Below are 22,372 nucleotides of genomic sequence, written 5' to 3'. Positions count from 1 at the left end.
GGGAAACGACACAGTGCGCGACGACATCGACTACCAGGTGCTGGTCAACGACGAGGACCAGCACTCGCTGTGGCCGCTGGCCAACGAGGTCCCGGCCGGCTGGCGGCCCACCGGCTTCCAGGGCGGCAAGCAGGAGTGCATGGACCACGTGGACGAGGTGTGGACGGACATGCGCCCGCGCAGCCTGCGGGAGTGGATGGCGGCGAACCAGTAATTCAATAGCACTATTACGTCAGTGAAGACTGAATTGCATCATCGGGGATCTGGCGCTGGGGAAGCGCCGAACAGCTGGGGAGGCAAACCGTGACCACCTCGGTCCGGTCCGAAGTGGACAGAGCGATCCTGGAAGAGGTGCTGAACGGGCTGTTAGCCCGGCACGACGTGCCGGCGGCGCAGTTGTCGGTGCACACCGGCGGCCGCACGGTGACGGTCGGCTCGGCCGGCAAGTATCCGGTCGGGTCGATCACCAAGCCGTTCACCGCCACCCTGGCCATGCTGCTGGTGGCGGACGGCGATCTGGAGCTGGAGGACCGGCTCGGCGAGCACCTGGGGGAGCTGGGGCCGCGGGTCGGCCGGCTGACCGTCCGGCAGCTGCTGAGCCACACCAGCGGCCTGCCGGCCGCGCTGAGCGGCGAGAACGTCTCGACGCGCCAGTACCTGCGCGCCTGCCGCGACGCGGAACTGGTGCTGCGCCCGGGAATCGGCTTCTCCTACTCGAACGTCGGCTATGTGCTGCTGTCCCGGCTGGTGGCGGAGATCACCGGCATGGACTGGTGGGAGGCCGTGGAAGCGCTGCTGCTCACGCCGCTGGGCATCGAGCCGGCGTTCACGGTCGAACCCGGCGGCAAGCGGTCGGTGAGCACCTTCATGACCGGCCACGCCGGTCGGGGTCGCCCGGTGGCGCAGACGCTCCCGGAAGTCGAGGCCGGCGCCGGCGCGCTCGCCCTGAGCGCCGAGGACCTCGTGACGTTCGGGCTGATGCACGTCACCGGCGACGGTCCGCTCTCGCCGCAGCTGCTGCGCACGATGCGCCGGCAGGTGCCCGGTGTGGTGCCGTTCGGGCTCGCCAACGGCTGGGGACTGGGCCTGGCGGTGTTCGACGGCTGGGTCGGCCACGACGGCACCGCCGACGGCACGTCCTGCCACCTGCGCGTCAATCCCACCGGCGAGCAGGTCGTGGCGCTGACCACCAACGCGGTTTCCGGTGCGGCGCTGTGGGTGGATCTGGTCGGCCGGCTGCGCGGGCTCGGGCTGGAGGTCGCCGACTACGACCTGAGCCACCGGCCCGACGAGATGCCGATGCCGGCCGGGCTGACCGGCAGCTACGCCAACGGCGACATGGAGTACTTCGTCGACGCCGGCGACGGCGTGCTGCACGTCGGCGGCGAGCTGTACCCGGAGCTGACGGTGCACGCGGACTGGGCGTTCTCCGTGCTGGAGCCGGAATCCGGCCGACGCGTGCTGGGCGGGCGCTTCCTGCGCGACCCGTCGACCGGCCTGATCAACGGCCTGCAGACCGGTGGCCGCGTCGCCGCCCGCCGCTGACAACCACAGCTTCGACCGATTTGGGGAAGACGGACATCATGACGACATCGAGGCAGAGCCGGATCGACGCGCTGCCGGCGGAACTGCGCGAGCAGCTCAGGCGACGACTCGCCGGGCGGGCGAAGGCGTCCGACGGCATCCCGCGCGCCGATCGGTCCTCGGCGCTGCCGCTGTCGTACGCCCAGCAGCGCCTGTGGTTCCTCGACGAGCTGCGGCCGGGCGAGTCGGAGTACAACAGCGCCGTCGCGCTCCGGCTCGCCGGCCGGCTCGACGTGCCCGCGCTGGCCGCCGCCCTCGCCGCGCTCGTCGAGCGGCACGAGTCGTTGCGCACCACGGTGATCGTCGTGGACGGCGTCGCGGTGCAGTCCATCGCGGACTCAGTGGACGTCCCGCTGCGGATGGCCGACGCGCCGGCCGAGCTGGACCGGGTGCTGGCCGACGAGTACTCGCGGCCGTTCGACCTGCGGAAAGGCCCGCTGCTGCGGGCACTTCTGGTCCGGCTGGCGGCCGAGGACCACGTGCTGCTGCTGACCGCGCACCACGTGGTCACCGACGGCGCCTCGATGGGTATCATGATCGACGAGTTGGGTCGCCTGTACGGCGGCGCGACGCTGACCCCGGCCGCGGTGCAGTACTCGGACTACGCGGTGTGGCAGCGTGGTCGGTCGCTGGACCAGCACCTGGAGTACTGGACCGCGCAGCTGGCCGGCGTGGAGCCGCTGGAGCTGCCGGCCGACCGCCCGCGTCCGGCGGTGCGGACCTCGGCCGGCGCCGTGCACGATTTCCTGGTGCCGGCAACGGTTTCGCAGCGGCTGGCCGAGCTGGCCCGTGAGCACGACACCACGCTTTACTCGGTGCTGGTCGCGGCCTGTCAGGTGCTGCTGGCTCGGTACACCGGGCGGTCGGACATCGCCGTCGGCTCGGTGGTGAACGTCCGCAACCGGCCCGAGCTGGACCGGATGGTCGGCTTTTTCGTCAACACGGTGGTGCTGCGTTCCACTGTGGACGATGAGCTGTCCTTCGGCGATCTGCTCGCGCAGGTCAGGGAGACCGTGTTGGCTTCGCTGGCCCACGCCGAGGCGCCGTTCGACAAGGTGGTGGAGTCGCTACGGCTGGAGCGGGATCCCAGCCGCAACCCGCTGTTCGACGTGCTGGTGCTGCTGCATGGGGCGGCCGGCGCACCGCCGGAGTTCGGCGTCCTCGCGGTCGAGCCGGTGGACGTGAGCCGGCGCTCGGCCACCTTCGACCTGAGCTTCGAGTTCCAGGACACGCCCGAGGGCCTGGCCGGCTCGGTGGAGTACAGCACCGACCTGTTCGACCCGGACACGGTCGAGCGGATGGCCGAGCACCTTTCCACGCTGCTGATGGAGATCACCTCGGTCCGGCGGGTCGGCGACCTGCCCCTGCTGACCTCGGACGAGCGGTCGCGGCTGCTGGTCGAGGCCAACGACACCGCGCTGTCCGTGTCGGCCTCCACCATCGTCGAGGTCTTCGAGGCGACCGTTCGCAAGACCCCGAACGACCTCGCACTTGTGTTCCAGGACACAGAGTTCACCTACGCCGAGCTGAACGCGCGCGTGAACCGGTTGGCCCACCACCTGATCGCGTTGGGCGCGGGACCGGAACGGGTCGTTGCCCTTGCGCTGCCCCGTTCGGCCGAGCTGGTCGTGGCCGTGATCGCGGTGTGGAAGGCCGGCGCGGTGTACCTGCCGGTGGACCGCGGACTGCCGAAGGACCGGGTTGAGCTGCTGCTTCGCGACGCCGCCACCACACTTGTGGTGGTCGCCCCGGATGACACCACCACACCTGTGGTGGGTGGCCGGGTGGTGGTCGCGGACGCCGACGGGCAGCCGGAGACCAACCCAGACCGTCCACTCCGGACGGACGGAACGGCGTACGTCATCTACACCTCCGGCTCCACCGGAGCCCCGAAGGGCGTCGCGGTCGAGCACCGGAACCTGGTCAACCTGCTGTTCAACCACCGCAACGACTTCGCCGCCGGCCGCCGGCTGCGGGTGGCCACAACGGCGGTGTTCTCCTTCGACACCTCGCTGGAAGGCCCGGTGCTGCTCGCCGACGGCCATGAGCTGCACGTGATCGACGACGAGGTCCGGATGGACGCCGACGCGCTCGTGGACTACGTGGCCCGGCGCCGGATCGACTTCCTCGACCTCACCCCGACCTACCTGCGGCAACTGCTTCCGGCTGGCCTGCTGTCCGATCCCCGGCACCGCCCGGCCGTGCTGATGCTCGGCGGCGAGGCACTGAGCGACGAGCTGTGGCGGGAACTCGCGGCCGTCGACGGCACGACAGCGCACAACTTCTACGGCCCCACCGAGTGCACGGTCGACGCCCTGTCCTGTGTCGTCGCTGGTGATCAGTCCTCTTTGGGCCGTCCGCTGCGGAACATGCAGGCGTACGTGCTGGACGGCTACCTGCGGCCGGTGCCGACCGGCGTCGTCGGCGAACTGTGCCTGGCCGGCGCGCAGGTGGCCCGCGGCTACCTCGGCCGGCCCGGCCTGACCGCGGACCGGTTCGTGGCCAACCCGTTCGGCAGCGGCCGGCTCTACCGGACCGGGGACCTCGTGCGTTGGCGCGCCGATGGGCGGTTGGAGTACCTCGGCCGGGCCGACGACCAGGTCAAGATCCGCGGCTTCCGGATCGAGCCCGGCGAGGTCGAAGCCGCTCTGCTGCGGCTGCCCGAAGTGAGCCAGGCCACCGTTGTCGCGCGGGACAACCGACTGGTCGGCTATGTGGTCGGCGAGACCGCCGGCTTGCGGGAACGGCTCCGTGAGGCGCTGCCGGACTACATGGTGCCGGCGGTGTTCGTGCGGCTGGACCGGCTGCCGATGACCAGCGCCGGCAAGGTCGACCGGAAGGCGTTGCCCGCGCCGGTGGTGCAGACGGCGGAGTGGGTCGCGCCCCGCACGGAGACCGAGCGGGTGCTGGCCGAGATATGGTCCGGGGTGCTCGGCGGCGCACCGGTCGGCGCGCGGGACAACTTCTTCGCCCTGGGCGGCGATTCCATCCTCAGCATCCAGGTGGTGTCCCGGGCCCGGGCCGCCGGGCTGCGGCTGACCTCGCGGGACCTGTTCACCCACCAGACGATCGCCGAGTTGGCGCTGGTGGTGCGCGCCGATGAAGAGGTCGCTGTTCCGGTGATCGCCGTGCCTGCGCCACTGACACCGATCCAACACTGGTTCTTCGAGACCTACGGGCCGTTGAACCACTTCACCATGTCCATGCTGCTGGAGCTGCCGGCCGAGGTGGACCGCTCGCGGCTGTCGCAGGCGATCGACACCGTGATCGCCCACCACGAAGCCCTGCGGACCCGTTTCACCCGCGTTGGTGGTGTGTGGCAGCAGGAACCGACGGAGCCGCCGACCGGCGTCCTGGAGGTCGGCACGGAGATCAGCCGTGACGGCCTGGACATCGGCGCAGGCCGGATGGTGAAGGCGATCTTCCAGCCCGGCCAGACCCCGTTGCTGTTCCTGGCTGTTCACCACCTGGTCGTCGACGGCGTGTCGCTGCGGCTGCTGCTGGGCGACATCGAGGCCGCGTACCACGGCGATGTGCTGGAGCCGACCGGCACGGCGTTCACCCAGTGGTCGCACCGGCTCGTCGGCCACGACTTCGCCGAGGATTTGTCCCACTGGCAGCAGGTTCCGGCGGCCGACCCGCTGCCGACGGACCGTGCGGGGGAGAACCTGGCCGGCACGACCCGGACGCTCACCGTCGCCCTCAGCCGCGAGGAGACGGATGCGGTGCTGCACAAGGTGCCGGACGTCTACCGCACGCAGGTCAACGACGTGCTGCTGAGCGCCCTCGGGCGGGCGCTGTCCGAGTGGACCGGCCGCGAGGACGTGGTGATCGCGCTGGAGGGCCACGGCCGCGAGGACCTGTTCGACGGCGTCGACCTGTCCCGCACGGTCGGGTGGTTCACCACCCAGTTCCCGGTCGGGCTGTCGATTCCCGCCGACGGCGACTGGGCGAGCACGCTCAAGTCGGTCAAGGAACAGCTACGGGCGGTCCCGCGCCGCGGCCTGAGCTATGAGGCGCTGCGCTATCTGGCCGGCGCGGACCTCAACGCCCAGCCGGGCATCTGCTTCAACTACCACGGCCAGTGGGACTCTGGCGCATCCGGCCTGTTCCGGGGCCAGCGCGAGACGACCGGCTTCGATCTTGCCCCCGACCAGACCAACGGCTACCTGCTCGACGTCGCCGGCATGGTGGAGAACGGCGAGCTCACCTTGAGCTGGCTGTATTCCGACAACCTCTACGAGTGGCAGACCGTGCAGCGGCTGGCCGACGCGATGGTGCGGGCGCTGCGGTCGATCATCGAGCACTGTGCCCAGCCCACGGCCGGCGGTCGCACACCCTCCGACTTCCCGCTGGCCCGGCTTGGCCAGTCCACTGTGGACACCCTGGTCGGCGATGGGTGGAACGTCGAGGACATCTATCCGCTGACCCCGTTGCAGGCCGGCATGTTGTTCCACAGTCTGGTCGAGCCGGAGATCTACGTCGACCAGGCGCGCATGGTGCTGGACGGCATCAGCGACCCGGTGGCGTTCGGCGCGGCGTGGCAGGCGGTCGTCGACCGTACCCCGGCGCTGCGGACCCGGCTCGCGTGGGATGGTCTCGACGAGCCGGTGCAGATCGTGCAACGGCACGTCACCGTCCCGATCAGTTACCGCGACTCCGACGACACCGAGCTGGATCTCATCCAGGCGCCGCTGATGCGGCTGGCGATCGTGCCGCTCGGCGGGGACCGGGTGCGGCTGACCTGGACCTCGCACCACATCATGCTGGACGGCTGGAGCCTCGGGCAGGTCTTCGAGGAGGTCTGCGCCCAGTACGGCGGTCAGGTCGGTGCGGTCCGCCGCCCGTTCCGGGACTACCTGTCCTGGCTGGCGGCGCAGGATGACTCCGCCGCAGAGACGTTCTGGCGGGAGGCGCTCGCCGGCTTCGAGACGCCGACGCCGCTGCCGTACGACCGGCAGCCCGCGCAGGCCCACCAGGCCCGGTCGGGCCAGCAGGTGCGGGTGTCGCTGTCCGAAGAGGACTCTTCACGGCTGCGGGAGTTCGCCCAGCGCCACGGGTTGACCGTGAACACCCTGGTGCAGGGCGCGTGGGCGCTGTTGTTGTCCCGGCAGAGCGGGGAGTCGGACGTCGTGTTCGGCACCACCGTCTCCGGCCGGCCGGACGATCTACCCGGCGTCGAGTCGATGATCGGCATGTTCATCAACACCGTGCCGACCCGAGTCGAGGTGCGCGGTCAGGAGAAGCTGGTGCCGTGGCTGCGGTCGGTGCAGGAGCGGCAGGCCGAGACTCGTCGCTTCGACTTCGTCGCCCTGCACCGGCTGCGCGGCTACAGCGACGTTCCGGCCGGTCAGAGCTTGTTCGACAGCATGGTGGCGTTCGAGAACTACCCGTTCGACGAGCGGGCCGGCGTCGCCGTGCAGCATGTGGATGCCACCGACAGCACCAACTTCCCGGTGGTGCTGCGGGCCTACCTCGATCGCCGGCTGACCTTCGAACTGGCCACCGACCCGGCGCTGTTCGACGTCGCCACCGCCCACGCGATGGCCGCCCGGTTGGAGGCGCTGATCGTCAGCTTCGCTGACGATCAGCTGCGGAACCTGCCGTGGATGTCCGAGGTCGAGCGGCACACCGTGCTGACCGACTGGCAGGGGAGCGCCGTGGGCCTGCCGGCCCCGACGATCACCGAGCTGTTCGCCGCCCAGGTGCAGGCCGCGCCGAACGCCGTCGCCGTCACGTTCGAGGGGACGAGTCTGTCCTATGCGGAGCTGAACGCGCGGGCCAACCGCCTGGCGCACCGGCTGATCGCCGCCGGTGCCGGCCCGGAGAGCTTCGTCGCCCTGTGCCTGCCGCGAACCGCCGAGCTGGTCATCGCCGTGCTCGCGGTGCTGAAGGCCGGCGCCGCCTACCTGCCGATCGACCCGGGTTACCCGCAGGATCGCATCGACCGCATGATGGCGGACAGCAACGCCCTGCTGATGCTGACCTCGGTCGAGGCGGATGGTGAGCCGGACACCGACCCAATGTCGACGACGTTGCCGGAGAGCCCGGCGTACCTGATCTACACCTCCGGCTCCACCGGCGTGCCCAAGGGCGTTGTCGTCACGCACGCCAACGTGACGCGGCTGTTCGCCTCGACCAGGGACCTCTTCTCCTTCGGCCCTGAGGACGTCTGGACCCTGTTCCACTCCTACGCCTTCGACTTCTCGGTGTGGGAGCTGTGGGGCCCGCTGCTGCACGGCGGCCGGCTGGTCGTGGTCCCGCATGCGATTTCCCGGTCGCCGCGCGACTTCCTGCGGCTGCTGGTCGAGGAGCGGGTCACCGTCCTGAACCAGACCCCGTCGGCCTTCTACCAGCTGGAACCGGTCGACGGGCTGTCGCTGCGGTACGTGGTGTTCGGCGGCGAGGCGCTGGACGCGCGGCGGCTGGACGCGTGGTGGGACCGGGTCGAGCTGGTCAACATGTATGGCATCACCGAGACCACGGTGCACGTCACCCACCGCGAGCTCGACCGGTCGTCTGGCAACACCATCGGCGTCGGCCTGCCCGATCTCCGTGTCTACGTGCTGGATTCGGACCTCAGCCCGGTCCCGCCGGGCGTCGTGGGCGAGATGTACGTGGCCGGGTCCGGCCTGGCCCGGGGCTACCTGAACCGGCCCGGCCTGACCGCGTCCCGGTTCATCGCGAACCCGTTCGTCCCGGGCACCCGCATGTACCGCACCGGCGACCTGGCCCGGTGGCGGGTGGACGGCGAGTTGGAGTACTTCGGCCGCGCCGATCAGCAGGTCAAGATCCGGGGTTTCCGCATCGAGCTCGGCGAGATCGAGTCCGCGCTGCTGGCCTCGCCGCAGGTGACGGCGACCGCGGTGATTCCCCGTGAGGACACGCCCGGGCACCAGCGGCTGGTGGCCTACGTGGTCGGGGAGACCGAAGGCCTGCGTGATCACCTGGCCAAGACGTTGCCGGAGCACATGATCCCGGCGGCATTCGTGCGGATCGACGAGATCCCCCTGACCCGCAACGGCAAGCTGGACCGCCGGGCCCTGCCCGCGCCGGAGGTCGTCAGCCGCGGCTACGTCGAGCCGGCCACCCCGGCCCAGCGCAAGATCGCCGCGATCTGGGCCGACACGCTCGGTGTCGAGCGGATCGGGTTGGCGGACAACTACTTCGAGCTCGGCGGCGACTCCATCCTCAGCATCCGGATCGCCTCCCGGCTGCGCGCGGAATTCGGGGTGGAGGTGTCGCCGCGGGTGCTGTTCACCGCCCCCACGGTCGCCGCGTTGGCAGCGGCGTTGCCGGCAGAGCAGGCGGGCCAGGTGATTCCCGTCGTGCCGCGCGACGGTGAGCTGCCGCTTTCCCATGCCCAGCAACGGCTGTGGTTCCTGCACCAGTTCGACCCGGCCAGCACCGAATACACCACCGTGTTCGCGGTGAAGCTGTTCGGCGACCTGGACGAGCCGAGGCTGCGGACCGCGTTGACCACCTTGATCGCCCGGCACGAGTCGTTGCGCACCACTGTCGACGACCGGCCGAGTCTGGTCGTGCACCCGCCGCGAGAGGCCGAGTTCGACGACGCCGTGGGTCCGTTCGACCTGCTCAACGGGCCGCTGCTGCGGATCCGGCGCACCGCGCTGTCGCCGCGCGAGCACGAGTTGGTGCTGTCGATGCACCACATCATCACCGACGGCTGGTCGATCGGCGTGCTCGTCGACGAGCTCTCAGCCCTGTACAACGGGGATGATCTGCCGGCGCCCGGCCTCCAGTACGCGGACTTCGCGGCCTGGCAGCGCGGGCAGAACCTGGACGGCCAGTTGGCGTACTGGCGGGAGCAGCTGCGCGGCATGCCGGCGTTGGAGCTGCCGACCGATCGCCCGCGCCCGGCGACCCAGTCCCACAACGGCGCCGCGGTCGAGTTCGAGTTGCCAACCGTCCGGGTCGCTGACGGCACGGTGTTCATGATGCTCGTCGCCGCCTGCCAGGCATTGCTGGCCCGGTGGACCGGGCAGGACGACATCGCCGTCGGCACCGTGACGTCCGGCCGGGAGAACCCGCAGCTGGAACGGGTGGTCGGCATGTTCGTCAACACGGTCGTGCTGCGGTCCCAAGTGGACGGTCGCCGCACGTTCCGGGGGTTCGCGGCCTCTGTGCGGGATACCGTGCTGGAGGCGTTCGCGCACCAGGACGTGCCGTTCGAGCGGGTGGTCGACGAGGTGCAGCCGGAGCGTGACACCAGCCGGTCGCCGCTGTTCCAGGCGATGGTGACGCTGCAGAACAGTGGGGCCAAGCTGCCGACGTTCAACGGTTTGGTCGCCGAGGAGTTGCCGCTCCCGATGACCACCGCCAGCTTCGACCTCACGTTCGAGTTCGCGCCGGACGGCCCCCGCCTGCGCGGCCTGGTCAACTACAACACCGACCTGTTCGACGAGATCACGATCACCCGGCTGGTCGGCAACCTCCGGACGCTGATCGCCGCCGTGGCCGAGAACCCGGACCGGCCGCTGGCCGAGCTGCCGATCCTCACCTCGGCCGAGATCGCCGAACTGGTCGAGTGGAGCGGCACCGACCGCGAGGTCCCGGGCGTGACCTTCCCGGAGGTCTTCACCGCTCAGGCCGAAGCCACGCCCGACGCCGTCGCGCTGGTCCACAATGGACTGCGGCTGACCTTCGCCGAGGTCGACGACCGCTCATCCCGACTGGCCACGAGCCTGGTCGACCGCGGTGCCGGCGCGGACATGTTCGTGGCGGTCTCGATGCCGCGCTCGGCCGATGCCGTGATCGCGATCCTGGCCGTGCACAAGGCCGGCGCCGCGGTCCTGTATCTCGACCCGGAGCTGCCGGCGGAGCGGGCCGAGTTCATCAAGGCCGATGCCCGGCCGGTGTTCGTGTTGACCTCCGCCGACACGGACGCCGAGCCGAGGCCGCTGGCCAAGCCGCATCTCGACAGCGCGGCGTACGTGATCTACACCTCCGGCTCCACCGGCCGGCCGAAGGGCGTGGTGATCAGCCACCGCGCCCTGGCCAACCTGCACCATGACCACGGCGACGACTTCGCCGACGGGCGCTGGCTCAAGGTCGCGCTGACCGCCTCGTTCTCCTTCGACGCCGCGTGGGAGGGCCTGCTGCTGATGGCCGCCGGCCACGAGCTGCACGTCGTGGAGCCGGAAACCGTGCTGGACCACGACGTCGACCTGATCAACTCCACGCCGTCGTTCATCCGGCACCTGCTCGCCACGGGCCGCCCCATGCCGCCTGTGGTGGTGCTCGGCGCCGAGGCCATCGACCGGCAGTTGTGGCATGACCTGCAACAACTCCCCGGCACCCGGGCGTTCAACCTGTACGGGCCGACCGAGTGCACCGTTGATGCCACCCTCGCGCCGATCACCGGCGACCGTCCCGTCATCGGCCGGCCGCTGAGCAACCTGCGCGCCTATGTCCTCGATGGCTTTCTTCGGCCCGTGCCCGTCGGTGTCGCCGGCCAGCTGCACATCGCCGGCGTCCAGCTCGCCCGCGGCTACCTCAACCGCCCCGGGCTCACCGCCGCCAGTTTCATCGCCAACCCCTTCGGCCCCGGCCGTCTATACGCCACAGGCGACCGCGTCCAGTGGACGGCGGAGGGTTCGCTGGAATACCTGGGCCGCATCGACGAGCAGGTCAAGGTTCGCGGTTTCCGTATCGAGCCCGGCGAGATCGAGGCGGCCCTGCTGAGGTTGCCGGAAGTCAGCCAGGCCGCGGTCGCGGTGAAGGACGGTCGGCTCGTCGGATACATCGTCAGCGAGACTGACGATCTGCGCGACCAGCTCCGCGAGTCGCTGCCGGACTACATGGTGCCGACGGTGTTCGTCCGGATGGAAAGCCTGCCGCTGACCACCACGGGCAAGGTCGACCGCAAGGCCCTGCCGGAGCCGGTGGTCGAGGCCCAGGAGTGGGTGGGACCGCGGACCGAGAACGAGCGCGTGCTGGCTGGCATCTGGGCCGAGGCGCTGGGGGTCGAGCGGGTCGGCGTGACCGACAACTTCTTCGCACTGGGCGGCGATTCGATCCTGAGCATCCAGGTGGTGTCGCGGGCCCGGGCGGCGGGGCTGTCGCTGGTGTCGAAGGACGTGTTCCGGCACCAGACGGTGGCGGAGCTGGCCCGGGTGGTGCGCGAAGAGACGCGGATCGTCACGGACGCGAGTGGAAGTGCGCCGGTGACGCCGATTCAGGCCTGGTTCCTGGACAGCGGCATCGACACGTTCACCATGTCGCTGGTGGCGGAGCTGGGGCCGGACATCGACGTGGACCGGCTGCGCACGGCCCTGGACACGGTGATCGCCCACCACGACGCGCTGCGGACCAAGTTCACCAAGGGCGACAGTGGTTGGCGACAGGAGGTGGGGGCGGAGGGCGACCATGTGCAGTGGAGCTTCGACACGCCGAACCTCGCGCTGACGATCAACCACCTGGTCGTCGACGGCGTGTCGTGGCGGGTGCTGCTGGACGACATCGAGGCGGCTTACCAGGGCCGACCGCTGCCGGCCAAGACGACGTCCTATGTGGACTGGGCGCGGCGGATCGACAAGCGCGACTTCTCGGCGGACCTGCCGTACTGGGAGGGTGCGGCGGAGGTTGACGGCGGCCTGCCGGTGGACCGTGACGGGACGCCGACCACCAGTGAGACGATCACCGTTCAGCTGGACGCCGAAACCACGGATGCCTTGCTGCGTAAGGTGTCGGACGCGTATCGGACGCAACCCAATGACGTGCTGCTGAGTGCGCTCGGGCATGCGTTGGCGGAGTGGACGGGCCGGAGTCGGGTGCTGATCGGTCTGGAAGGTCACGGCCGTGAGGACATTGTGGACGGTGTCGACCTGTCCCGCACGATCGGCTGGTTCACCGCGGAATACCCGGTGGGGCTGGACCTGCCGGCGGGGGACTGGGGCGCGACGCTGAAGTCCGTGAAGGAGCAGCTGCGCGCGGTGCCGTCGAAGGGCCTCGGTTACGGCGCGCTGCGGCACCTGCGCGGCACGGCGCCGGAGATCAAGCCGGGGATCAGCTTCAACTACCACGGCCAGTGGACGGACAGCGCCAGCGGCTTCTACCGGTCGATCGCCGGTGGCGACCAGGAGGGCACCCGCACGTATCTGATCGACGTGATCGGCATCGTGCAGGACGGCCGGCTCGAACTGGGCTGGACGTACGCGCCGGAGGTTCACGACGAGCGGACCGTGCGACTGCTGGCCGAGGCGATGATGACCGGGCTGCGGGAGATCGTCGCCCACTGCGCGGGTCACGGCGGCCGCACGCCGTCGGACTTCCCGCTGGCCCGGCTCAGTCAGTCCGAAGTGGACACCATTGTCGGCGACGGGCGCGTGGTGGCGGACATCTACCCCCTGACGCCGTTGCAGAAGGGCCTGCTGTTCCACAGCCTGGTCGACCCGGACCTGTATGTGGACACGCTCCGGATCCGGATGGCCGGCATCGACGACGTGGAGCGGTTCCGCCAGGCGTGGCAACGGGTTGTCGACCGGACGCCGGCCCTGCGCACCCGACTGGTGTGGACCGGCGTGAACGAGCCGGTACAGGTGGTGGACCGGACGGCGAAGCTCGACTACGACCAGCCGATCAGCCTCGACCGGTCGCCGCTGACCCGGATCGACGTCACCCGGGACGGCGACGAGATCGAGCTGGCCTGGACCTCGCACCACGTGCTGATGGACGGCTGGAGCCTGGCCCAGGTGTTCACCGAGGCCTGCGAGGAGTACTGCGGCCGCAAGCCGACCGTTGCTCGCCGGCCGTTCCGCGACTACCTGGAGTGGCTGGCCGAACAGGATCACGCGGCAGCCGACGAGTACTGGCGGGGCGTGCTGGACGGCGTGGCGCGGACGGCGCTGCCGTATGACCGGCCGCCGACCGAGGCGCACCGGTCCCGGTCGAGCGCGTCGACCCGGATCACGGTGACGGGCCTCGCGGACGTGGCCCGACGTAACGGGGTCACCGTTAACACGATGATCCAGGCTGCGTGGGGCCTGCTGCTCTCCTTGTACTCGGGGGAGCGGACGGTGCTGTTCGGCACCACCGTGTCCGGGCGGCCGGCCGAGCTGCCGGGGGTGGAGTCGATGATCGGCCTGTTCATCAACACGGTGCCGACGCGGGTCGACGTCGACGGCGGCATGGTGCGGGAGTGGCTGCGGCGGTTGCAGGACGAGCAGAGCGAGGCCCGGGACCACGGGTTCGTTCAGGTCGGCAGCCGGTTCGACAGCATGGTGGTGTTCGAGAACTACCCGATCAGCGAGCCGGCGGTGTCCGGCGGGCCGCGGGTGCTGGCGGTGGCGTCCGGGGATGTCACGAACTTCCCGCTGTGCCTGCGGGCCGCGATGGACGACGAGCTGACTCTGGATCTTGGCTACGATTCGGCGCTGTTCGACGCGAAGACGGCCGCTGAACTGCTGGAACGCGTCGGGTTGTTGATCGATGCGATGACCGGTGGAATGGGCGCCCCCGTATCGGTTCTGCCGTGGCTGGGGGAGGGCGAGCGCAGGCGAGTAGTCGCGGAGGCGGCTGGGGAGCGGACGGCCGTTCCGGAGGCTTCGATTGCGGCTCTCTTTGCTGAGCAGGTGCGGCGGACGCCGTCGGTGACGGCGGTGACCTGCGGCGATGTCACGCTGACGTACGCCGAGCTCGACCAGCGGGCCAATCACCTGGCGCAGCGGCTCCGAGCCATGGGGGCTGGGCCGGAGCGGCGGGTGGCGCTGCTGCTGGAGCCGTCGGTGGAGCACGTGATCGCCGAGCTGGCGGTGCTCAAGGCGGGGGCGGCCTATGTGCCGCTGGACGTCCGGGCGCCGGCGGAGCGGCGCAAGGTGATCGCCGGCGACGCCATCGTGCTCGGCCCGGACATGATCACCCACGAGACCGCGGCGACTGCGCCAAACGTCGAGGTGCACCCGGACAACCTGGCCTACGTCATGTACACGTCCGGCTCGACCGGCACGCCGAAGGGCGTGGCGGTGCGGCACCGGGACGTGATCGCACTGGCCTACGACAGCCGGTTCGCGCGGCGGCACCGCCGGGTGCTGGCGCACTCGCCGCTGGCGTTCGACGCCTCGACCTACGAGCTGTGGGTGCCGCTGCTGAGCGGCGGCGAGGTCGTGCTGACCGGCAACCCGGACCTCACGGTCGAGGACCTGCGGCGGGTGGTCACCGAGAACGGGATCACCGCGCTGTTCATGACCGCCGGCCTGTTCCGGGTGATCTCTCAGGAGGCCCCGGACAGCCTGAACGGGGTCGCCGAGGTGTGGACCGGCGGCGAAGTGGTGCCGGCCAACGGTTTCCGGCGTGTGCTCGACGCCTGCCCGGGCATCACAGTGGTCGACGTCTACGGCCCGACCGAGACGACGACCTTCGCCACCGCGCACCCCATGACCGGCGACGTCCCCGACTCGGTGCCGATCGGCCGCCCGTTCGACAACGTCCGCACCTACGTCCTCGACGACCGGCTCCGGCCGGTCCCGAACGGCGCGCCGGGCGAGCTGTGCATCGCCGGGGCCGGCCTGGCCCGCGGCTACCTCGACCAGCCCGGCCTGACGGCCGATCGCTTCGTCGCCGATCCCTTCGAGCCCGGGGCGCGGATGTACCGCACCGGCGACATCGTGCGGCGGGTGAACGGCGAGCTCGAATTCATCGGCCGCGCTGACGATCAGGTCAAGCTGCGCGGTTTCCGCATCGAGCTCGGTGAGATCGAGACGGCCCTGACCGCCCAGCCGGGCGTCAATCAGGCGGTGGTGATCGTCCGCGACAAGCGCCTGATCGCTTACGTCGTCGGCACGGCCGACCTGGCTGCGCTGCGAACGGTGCTGCCCGAGTACATGGTGCCCTCGACGGTGGTCACGCTGGACGAACTGCCGTTGAGCCGCAACGGAAAGGTGGACCGGCGGGCCCTGCCCGAACCGACCGCCGCCGGCAAGGACTTCGTCGCGCCGCGCACCGACCTGGAAGCCGCCGTCGCCGGCATCTGGGCGGACCTGCTGAACGTGCCGAAGGTCGGTGTCGACGACAACTTCTTCGAGCTCGGCGGCGACTCCATCCTCAGCGTCCGGCTGGTCTCCCGGCTGCTGGCCGACTGCGGCGTGTCGATCTCGCCGCGCGCCCTGTTCACCCACCCGACCGTCGCCGAGCTGGTCACCACGTTCGGCACCGTCGAGACCGAGATCCCGGTCGCGCCAAGGGATCTGCCGCTGCCGCAGTCGTACAACCAGCAGCGGCTGTGGTTCCTCGACGGCTTCCATCCCGGCGGCGAGGACTACGTGACCGCGCTGGCGATCCGCCTGCGCGGCCCGCTGGACGCCGACCGGCTGGCCGACGCGTTCACCGAGGTCGTCGCCCGGCACGAGGCGCTGCGCACGACCTTCGACGACGGCGTGCAGATCGTCCACCCGCCGCACCCGGTGGAACTCGGCCAGACCGGCCGGTTCGACCTGCGCCGGGGCCCGCTGCTCCGCCCCAGCCTGGAGCAGGTCGCCGACGACGAGCACGTGCTGACGCTGGCCATCCACCACATCGTCACGGACGGCTGGTCCAACGGCCTCGTCCTGGACGAGGTGATGGCCGCCTACCGCGGCGAGACCCGGCCCGAGCCGAAGATCCAGTACGCGGACTTCGCCGCCTGGCAGCGAAACCGCGACCTGGACGGCCAGCTGGCCTACTGGACCGGCACCCTGGCCGAGCTGCCGGCGGCCGACCTGCCGACGGACCGGCCGCGCCCGGCGGTCCGGACCACGACCGGGGCCGTGCACGAAGCCGTGGTGCCGCAACGGGTGGCTGATCGGCTGCGGGAGATCAGCCGCCGACACGAGACGACGCTGTTCACCACGCTGGCCACGGCGAGCAACATCCTGCTGTCCCGCTGGACCGGTCAGCGAGACGTGGCCATCGGCACCGTCACCAACGGCCGCGACCGGGCCGAGCTGGACCGGGTCGTCGGCTTCTTCGTCAACACCCTGGTCCTCCGGTCCACAGTGGACGGAACCTTTGGGAGCTATCTCGACACCGTCAAGCAGAACGTCCAGGATGCCTTCGCCCACCAGGATGTTCCGTTCGAGCGGGTCGTCGACGCCGTGCAGCCGCAGCGGGATCCCAGCCGCACGCCGTTGTTCCAGGTGATGGTGGTGCTGCAGAACGCCCCACAGGCGACACCGCAGCTGCCGGGCATCGAGGTCGAGGACGTCGCCCTGCCGCTGACCACGGCCAACTTCGACGTGACCATCGAGTTCCAGGAGCAGGACGGAGAGCTGCTGGTCGCGGTCACCTACAACGCCGACCTGTTCGAGGCCGACACCATCGGCCGGCTCACCGAGCACCTGGGTGTCCTGCTCGTCGGCATCGCCGAAGCGCCGGAGTCCGTGATCGCCGACCTGCCGCTGCTCACCGACGCCGAGCGCCGGCAGCTGGCGGCCTGGAACAACTCGGCCGTCGCCACCAAGCCGCGAACCCTCGCGGAACTGGTGGAGGAGCAGGTGCTCCGGACACCGGACGCCTTGGCGGTCAACGAGCTCACCTACGCCGAGCTGAACGGCCGGGCCAATGCCCTGGCCCGGGTGTTGACCGACCGTGGCGTCGGGCCGGAGAAGATCGTCGCCCTGGCCCTGCCGAGGTCGGTGGAGACGGTTATCGCGCAGCTGGCAGTGGCCAAGTCCGGCGGGGCCTTCCTGCCCGTCGACCCCACCTACCCGGTCGAGCGCATCAACTACATGATCATCGACGCCAAGCCGCATCTCGTGGTCACGCAACGGGATCTGGCCCCGGTCACCGATGTTCCGGTGCTGCTACTGGACGAGATGACGGGCAGCGAGGACGTGAACCCGGAGCGGGTGAACCGGATGGATCATCCTGCCTACCTGATCTACACCTCCGGCTCGACCGGTCGCCCCAAGGGCGTTGTCGTCACCCATGCCGGCCTGGCGAGCTTCGCGTTGGCCGAGGCGGCGCACTTCCAGGTCCGGCCGGGCGACCGGGTGCTGGCGTTCTCCTCGCCCAGCTTCGACGCCTCGATCCTGGAACTGTGCATGGCGTTGCCGGCCGGCGCGGCGCTCGTCGTCCCGCCGCCCGGGCCGCTGCTGGGTGACCAGCTCGCGGAAGTGTTGAAGGACCAGCGCATCACCCACGCGCTGATCCCGCCGGCCGCGCTCGGCACGCTCCCGGACGTCGACCTGCCCGAGTTCGGCACGCTGATCGTCGGTGCCGACGCCTGCCCGGCCGAGCTGGTCGAGCGCTGGGCCCCGGGCCGGCGCATGATCAACGCCTACGGACCGACCGAATCCACAGTGGTCGCGACCTGGAGCGATGTGTTGTCCCCAGGCGGTATTCCGCCGATCGGGCGGCCGATCCGCAACACCAAGGTCTACGTGCTCGACGACGAGCTGCGGCCGGTTCCGGTCGGTGTGGCCGGCGAGCTCTACGTCGCCGGCGTCGGCCTGGCCCGCGGCTACCTCGACCGGCCCGGGCTCACGGCATCCCGGTTCGTGGCCAACCCGTTCGAGCCCGGGGCCCGCGTGTACCGCACCGGGGATGTGGTGCGGCACCGGCGGGACGGCCAGCTGGAATTCCTCGGCCGCGCCGACGACCAGGTCAAGATCCGCGGCTTCCGGGTCGAGCTGGGCGAGGTCGAGACGGCCATCCGCCGGCACGAGGACGTCCGCGAGGCGGTGGTGATCACCCGTGACCAGCGCCTGATCGCCTACGTCGTGGGCGAAACCGGCAGCCTGCGGGACTTCCTGGCCCGGACGCTGCCGGACTACATGATCCCGGCTGCGTTCCAGGAGCTGTCCGCCCTGCCGCTCAACCCGAGCGGCAAGGTAGACCGGAAGCGGCTGCCCGAGGTCACGGTCGTCGCCACCGGCGAGCACGTCGAGCCGCGCACGGACATCGAGCAGGCGCTGGCCAAGATCTGGTCGGATGTGCTCGGGGTCGACAACGTCGGCGTCACCGCCAACTTCTTCGAGCTCGGCGGCGACTCGATCCTGAGCATGCAGGTGGTGTCCCGGGCCCGGCAGGCCGGCCTGCACCTGGTGTCCAAGGACGTCTTCCTGCATCAGACCATCGAGCAGCTGGCGCCGGTGGTGACGGCCGTGGCCAACGCCGACCAGCGCCGGCAGCTGGTCACCGGACCGGTGCCGCTCACCCCGATCCAGCAGTGGTTCTTCCAGCACCACACCGTGAATCCGCACCACTTCAACCAGTCCCTGCTGGCCGAGCTGGTCGACGGTGTGGACGAGGAGGCGTTGCAGCGGGCGTTGGACGCGCTGTGGCGCCAGCACGACGCGCTGCGGATGCGGTTCGACGGCGAGCAGTACAACGCCCCGCTGGAGCCGATTCCCCAGCTGATTCGGCACGAGTTCAGTGAGGAGTTCGCCAACGAGGTGCACGCGGGCTTCGATCTGACGACCGGCCCGCTGTTCAAGGCCGTGCTGTTCACAAAGGACGGTCGACCGTGGCTGTTCCTGGCCGCGCACCACGTGATCGTCGACGGCGTGTCGTGGCGGATCCTGCTTGACGACCTCGACACCGCCTACCGGCAGGCCGCCCGCGGCGAGGAGATCGACCTCGGGCCGAAGACCACGTCGTTCCAGGAGTGGTCCAACCGGCTGGTCGAGCACGTGCGGAACGGCGGCCTGGACGATTCCCACTGGCAGGACATGGAGAACACCGAGCTGCCGGTCGACCGGGACGGCGACGACCCGGCCATCGACACCGTCTCGATCGTCCTGGACGAGGCCGACACGGATGCCCTGCTGCGCAAGGCCCCGGCGGCCTACCGCACCCGGATCAACGATGTGCTGCTGACCGCGCTGGCGAGTGCCCTGTCGACGTGGACGGGGGAGGAACAGGTCACCATCGATCTGGAGGGCCACGGCCGCGAGGACGTGCTGGACGATGTCGACCTGACCCGGACGGTCGGCTGGTTCACCACGATCTTCCCGGTGGGCCTGCGGATCGAGGCCGGCGACTGGCGGACCCGGATCAAGTCGGTCCGCAAGCAGCTGCGGGCCGTGCCGGACAACGGCTTCGGCTACGGCGCCCTGCGCTACCTCGGCGGCGACGTGCCGGCGGTCGAGCCCGGCATCGCCTTCAACTACCTCGGTCAGTGGGACGCCTCCGACGGCCAGGCCGGCGGCGGCCTGTTCAAGCAGACCCACGGCTCCTTCGGCCGCGACCACGATCCGGCCGAGCGCAAGGCCCACCTGCTCGACGTGGTGGGCGCCGTGCAGGACGGCAAGCTGGCCTTCTCCTGGCTGTACCAACCAGCCCGCCACGTTCGGTCCACTGTGGAGAGAGTGGTGCTGGACTTCGGGGAAGCCCTGCGGGCGATTGCCGAGGACTGCCGATGAACCGCTCCTACCGACTGCTGTGGGCCGGACAGGCGCTGTCGACCGCCGGCTTCAGCGGGTCGATGATCGCCTTCCCGCTGCTGGTGCTGGCCCTCACCGGCTCGCCGGCGGTCTCCGGCTTCGTGCTGGGCGTGGACGCGGCGGCGCAGCTGATCGCCGGCCTGCCGGCCGGGGCGCTGGTGGACCGGTGGAACCGCAAGATCGTGATGCTGTGTTGCGAAGCGGCGCAAGGCATCGCGGTGGCCAGCTTGGTGGTCGCGCTGCTGATGGGCACGGCCACCGTGCCGCACATGATCTTCGTGGCGGCCACGATGGGCGTGTGCCGAGCGCTGTTCATGCCGGCGGAAAACGCCGCCGTGGCACAGATCGTCACCCAGGAGCAGCTGCCGACGGCGGTGGCGATGAACTCGGCCCGAGGCGCGCTGGGGCAGTTGGCCGGCACGGCGGCCGGCGGTTTCCTGTACGCCGTCGGGCGTGCGGTGCCGTTCGCCGTGGAGGTGCTGACGCACCTGGTCAGCTTCGTGGCGCTGCTGTTCGTGCGGGTGCCGAGCCAACGTCGTGAGCGGCTGGAGAACGGCCACCTGGCCAAGGAAATGGTCGAGGGCCTGCGCTGGGTGTGGCAGCAGCGGCACGTCCGGGCCACCGTCGCCTGCGCGGTGAGCCTGAACTTCTTCTTCTCGGCCTACTACGTGATCCTGGTGGTGCTGGCCAAGGAGCGCGGTGTGCCGTCGGGCGAGATCGGCATCATGGCGGCGATGCTGGGCGTGGGCGGGCTGCTGGGCGCGCTGCTGGCCCCGAGGTTGCACCGGATGATCAGCCCGTACGTGTCGATCGCCGGCGTGTTCTGGGCGCTGACCGTGCTCACGCCGCTGGCGGTGTTCATCGACAACGGCTATCTGCTCGGCCTTCTGTTCGCCGGCATGGCGTTGCTGCCGCCCACCGCCAACACCACCATCAACACCTCCCAGCTGCTGCTCACCCCGGACCGCCTGCGCGGCCGGATGACCGGGGTGATGACGGTGATCGCCGGCGTCTCCGCCGCCGCCGGCCCGGCCTTCGGCGGCGTCCTGGTCCAGCAGTTCGGCGGGGCCGACGCGATCCTGCTGTGCGCCGCCGGCATCGCCCTGATCACCGTGGTCGTCACGATCAGCCCGACCATGCGCGCTTTCCCCGTCACCGACCGAGTCAAGGAGCCCACCGCATGACACCCCGGTACGCCTTCGAGGAAAGGCTCGACCAGTGGATCGCCCGGCGTGCCGAGGAACCGGTCTACCTCGACGAGGAGAACGGCATGTGGCGGCTGCTCGATCACGCGACCGTGTCCAGGGTGCTGTCCGACCCGGCCGCCTTCTCCAGCGACTTCTCCGGCCTGGCCCCGGTGCAGGAGGACTTCGAGGCGTTCCGCACCGGCATGTTCCTGACCATGGACCCGCCCAACCACCGCAAGCTGCGCACGTTGGTCAGCCAGGCCTTCACCCCGCGCACGGTGGCCGGCCTGGAGCCGAGGATCCGGCAGATCACCGACGAGCTGTTGGACTCGGTCGCCGGCCGCGACCGCTTCGACATCGTGGACGTGCTGGCGTATCCGCTGCCGATCCTGGTCATCGCCGAACTGCTGGGCATCCCGGCCAGGGACCGGGAACTGTTCGAGAAGTGGGCCAAGGTGCTGTTCAGCGGCGACCAGCTCACCGAGACCTCGACCATGGCCGAGATCGAGGCGGCGCTGCAGATGATCGCGCCGACCATCCGCGAGATGAACGAGTACATGCTGGCCCACATCAAGTACCACCGGGACAATCCCAGCGACGGGCTGACCAGCAAGCTGTGCCGGGTCAGCGTGGACGGGGAGAGCCTGACCGACCAGGAGATGGTCGGCTTCGTGGCACTGTTGTTGGTGGCCGGGCACATCACCACCACGGCGCTGATCGGCAACGCCACCATCATCCTCGACCGGCATCCCGACGCGGCCGAGGCGCTGCGCGGCGATCCGTCGAAACTGCCGGTGGCGCTGGAGGAAGTGCTGCGCTTCCTGCCGCCGTTCAACGAACTCGGCCGGCGCACCACGGCCGAGGTGGAACTGGGTGGTCTCACGATTCCGGCCGATTCGATCATCATGGCCAACATCGCGTCGGCCAACCGCGATCCGAAGGTTTTCCCTGACCCGGAACGGTTCGACTTCGCCCGCACGCCGAATCCGCATCTGACCTTCGGTCACGGCATCCACTTCTGCCTGGGCACGCCGCTGGCGCGGATGGAGGGGCGGATCGCCTTCGAGGCGCTGAACCGGCGTTACGCCGGCTTCGCGGTGGCCCGCGACGAGCCGGTGGAGTTCCAGAATCCGGCTATGATCGTGAGTGTTCGCAAACTTCCGTTGGAAGTCGAGTCGCGTTGACCGGATGTTACTCACTCCGTTGGGTGTTTTCCTTGCC

At 70.1% G+C, this 22,372-nt stretch carries 5 protein-coding genes; all 5 read left to right on the top strand.

All coding sequences use genetic code 11. From position 1 onward, the window contains the following. Nucleotides 1–13: 13 nt before the first annotated feature. On the top strand, nt 14–214 hold the full coding sequence (locus tag JJ691_RS14100) for an MbtH family protein (protein WP_211769226.1): 201 nt from the start codon (nt 14–16) through the stop codon (nt 212–214). An 89-nt stretch (nt 215–303) separates the two neighbouring features. After that, nucleotides 304–1,545, top strand: a complete 1,242-nt coding sequence (locus tag JJ691_RS14095; protein WP_211769225.1) for a serine hydrolase domain-containing protein — start codon at nt 304–306, stop codon at nt 1,543–1,545. A 38-nt stretch (nt 1,546–1,583) separates the two neighbouring features. Further along, a complete protein-coding gene (locus tag JJ691_RS53050) occupies nt 1,584–19,943 on the top strand; it encodes a non-ribosomal peptide synthase/polyketide synthase (protein ID WP_211769224.1) in 18,360 nt (6,119 codons plus the stop codon). Then, nucleotides 19,940–21,148 carry an MFS transporter gene (locus tag JJ691_RS14085; protein ID WP_211769223.1) on the top strand — a complete coding sequence of 403 codons (1,209 nt, stop codon included), beginning with the start codon at nt 19,940–19,942 and terminating at the stop codon, nt 21,146–21,148. Before JJ691_RS53050 ends, JJ691_RS14085 begins: the two co-directional genes overlap by 4 nt. Further along, on the top strand, nt 21,145–22,335 hold the full coding sequence (locus JJ691_RS14080; protein ID WP_211769222.1) for a cytochrome P450: 1,191 nt from the start codon (nt 21,145–21,147) through the stop codon (nt 22,333–22,335). The genes JJ691_RS14085 and JJ691_RS14080 overlap by 4 nt, the downstream gene beginning before the upstream one ends. Nucleotides 22,336–22,372 lie beyond the last annotated feature (37 nt).

The organism is Kutzneria sp. CA-103260, from assembly GCF_018263855.1.
Taxonomy (GTDB): Bacteria; Actinomycetota; Actinomycetes; order Mycobacteriales; family Pseudonocardiaceae; genus Kutzneria.
Note: the sequence above shows the minus strand (reverse complement) of the source record. Positions and strands in the feature narration are given on the sequence as shown.

Excerpts from the sequence above, each read along its gene's own strand:
- JJ691_RS53050 (WP_211769224.1), top strand. The coding sequence starts at position 1,584 with ATGACGACATCGAGGCAGAGCCGGATCGACGCGCTGCCGGCGGAACTG.
- JJ691_RS14085 (WP_211769223.1), top strand. The coding sequence starts at position 19,940 with ATGAACCGCTCCTACCGACTGCTGTGGGCCGGACAGGCGCTGTCGACC.
- JJ691_RS14080 (WP_211769222.1), top strand. The coding sequence starts at position 21,145 with ATGACACCCCGGTACGCCTTCGAGGAAAGGCTCGACCAGTGGATCGCC.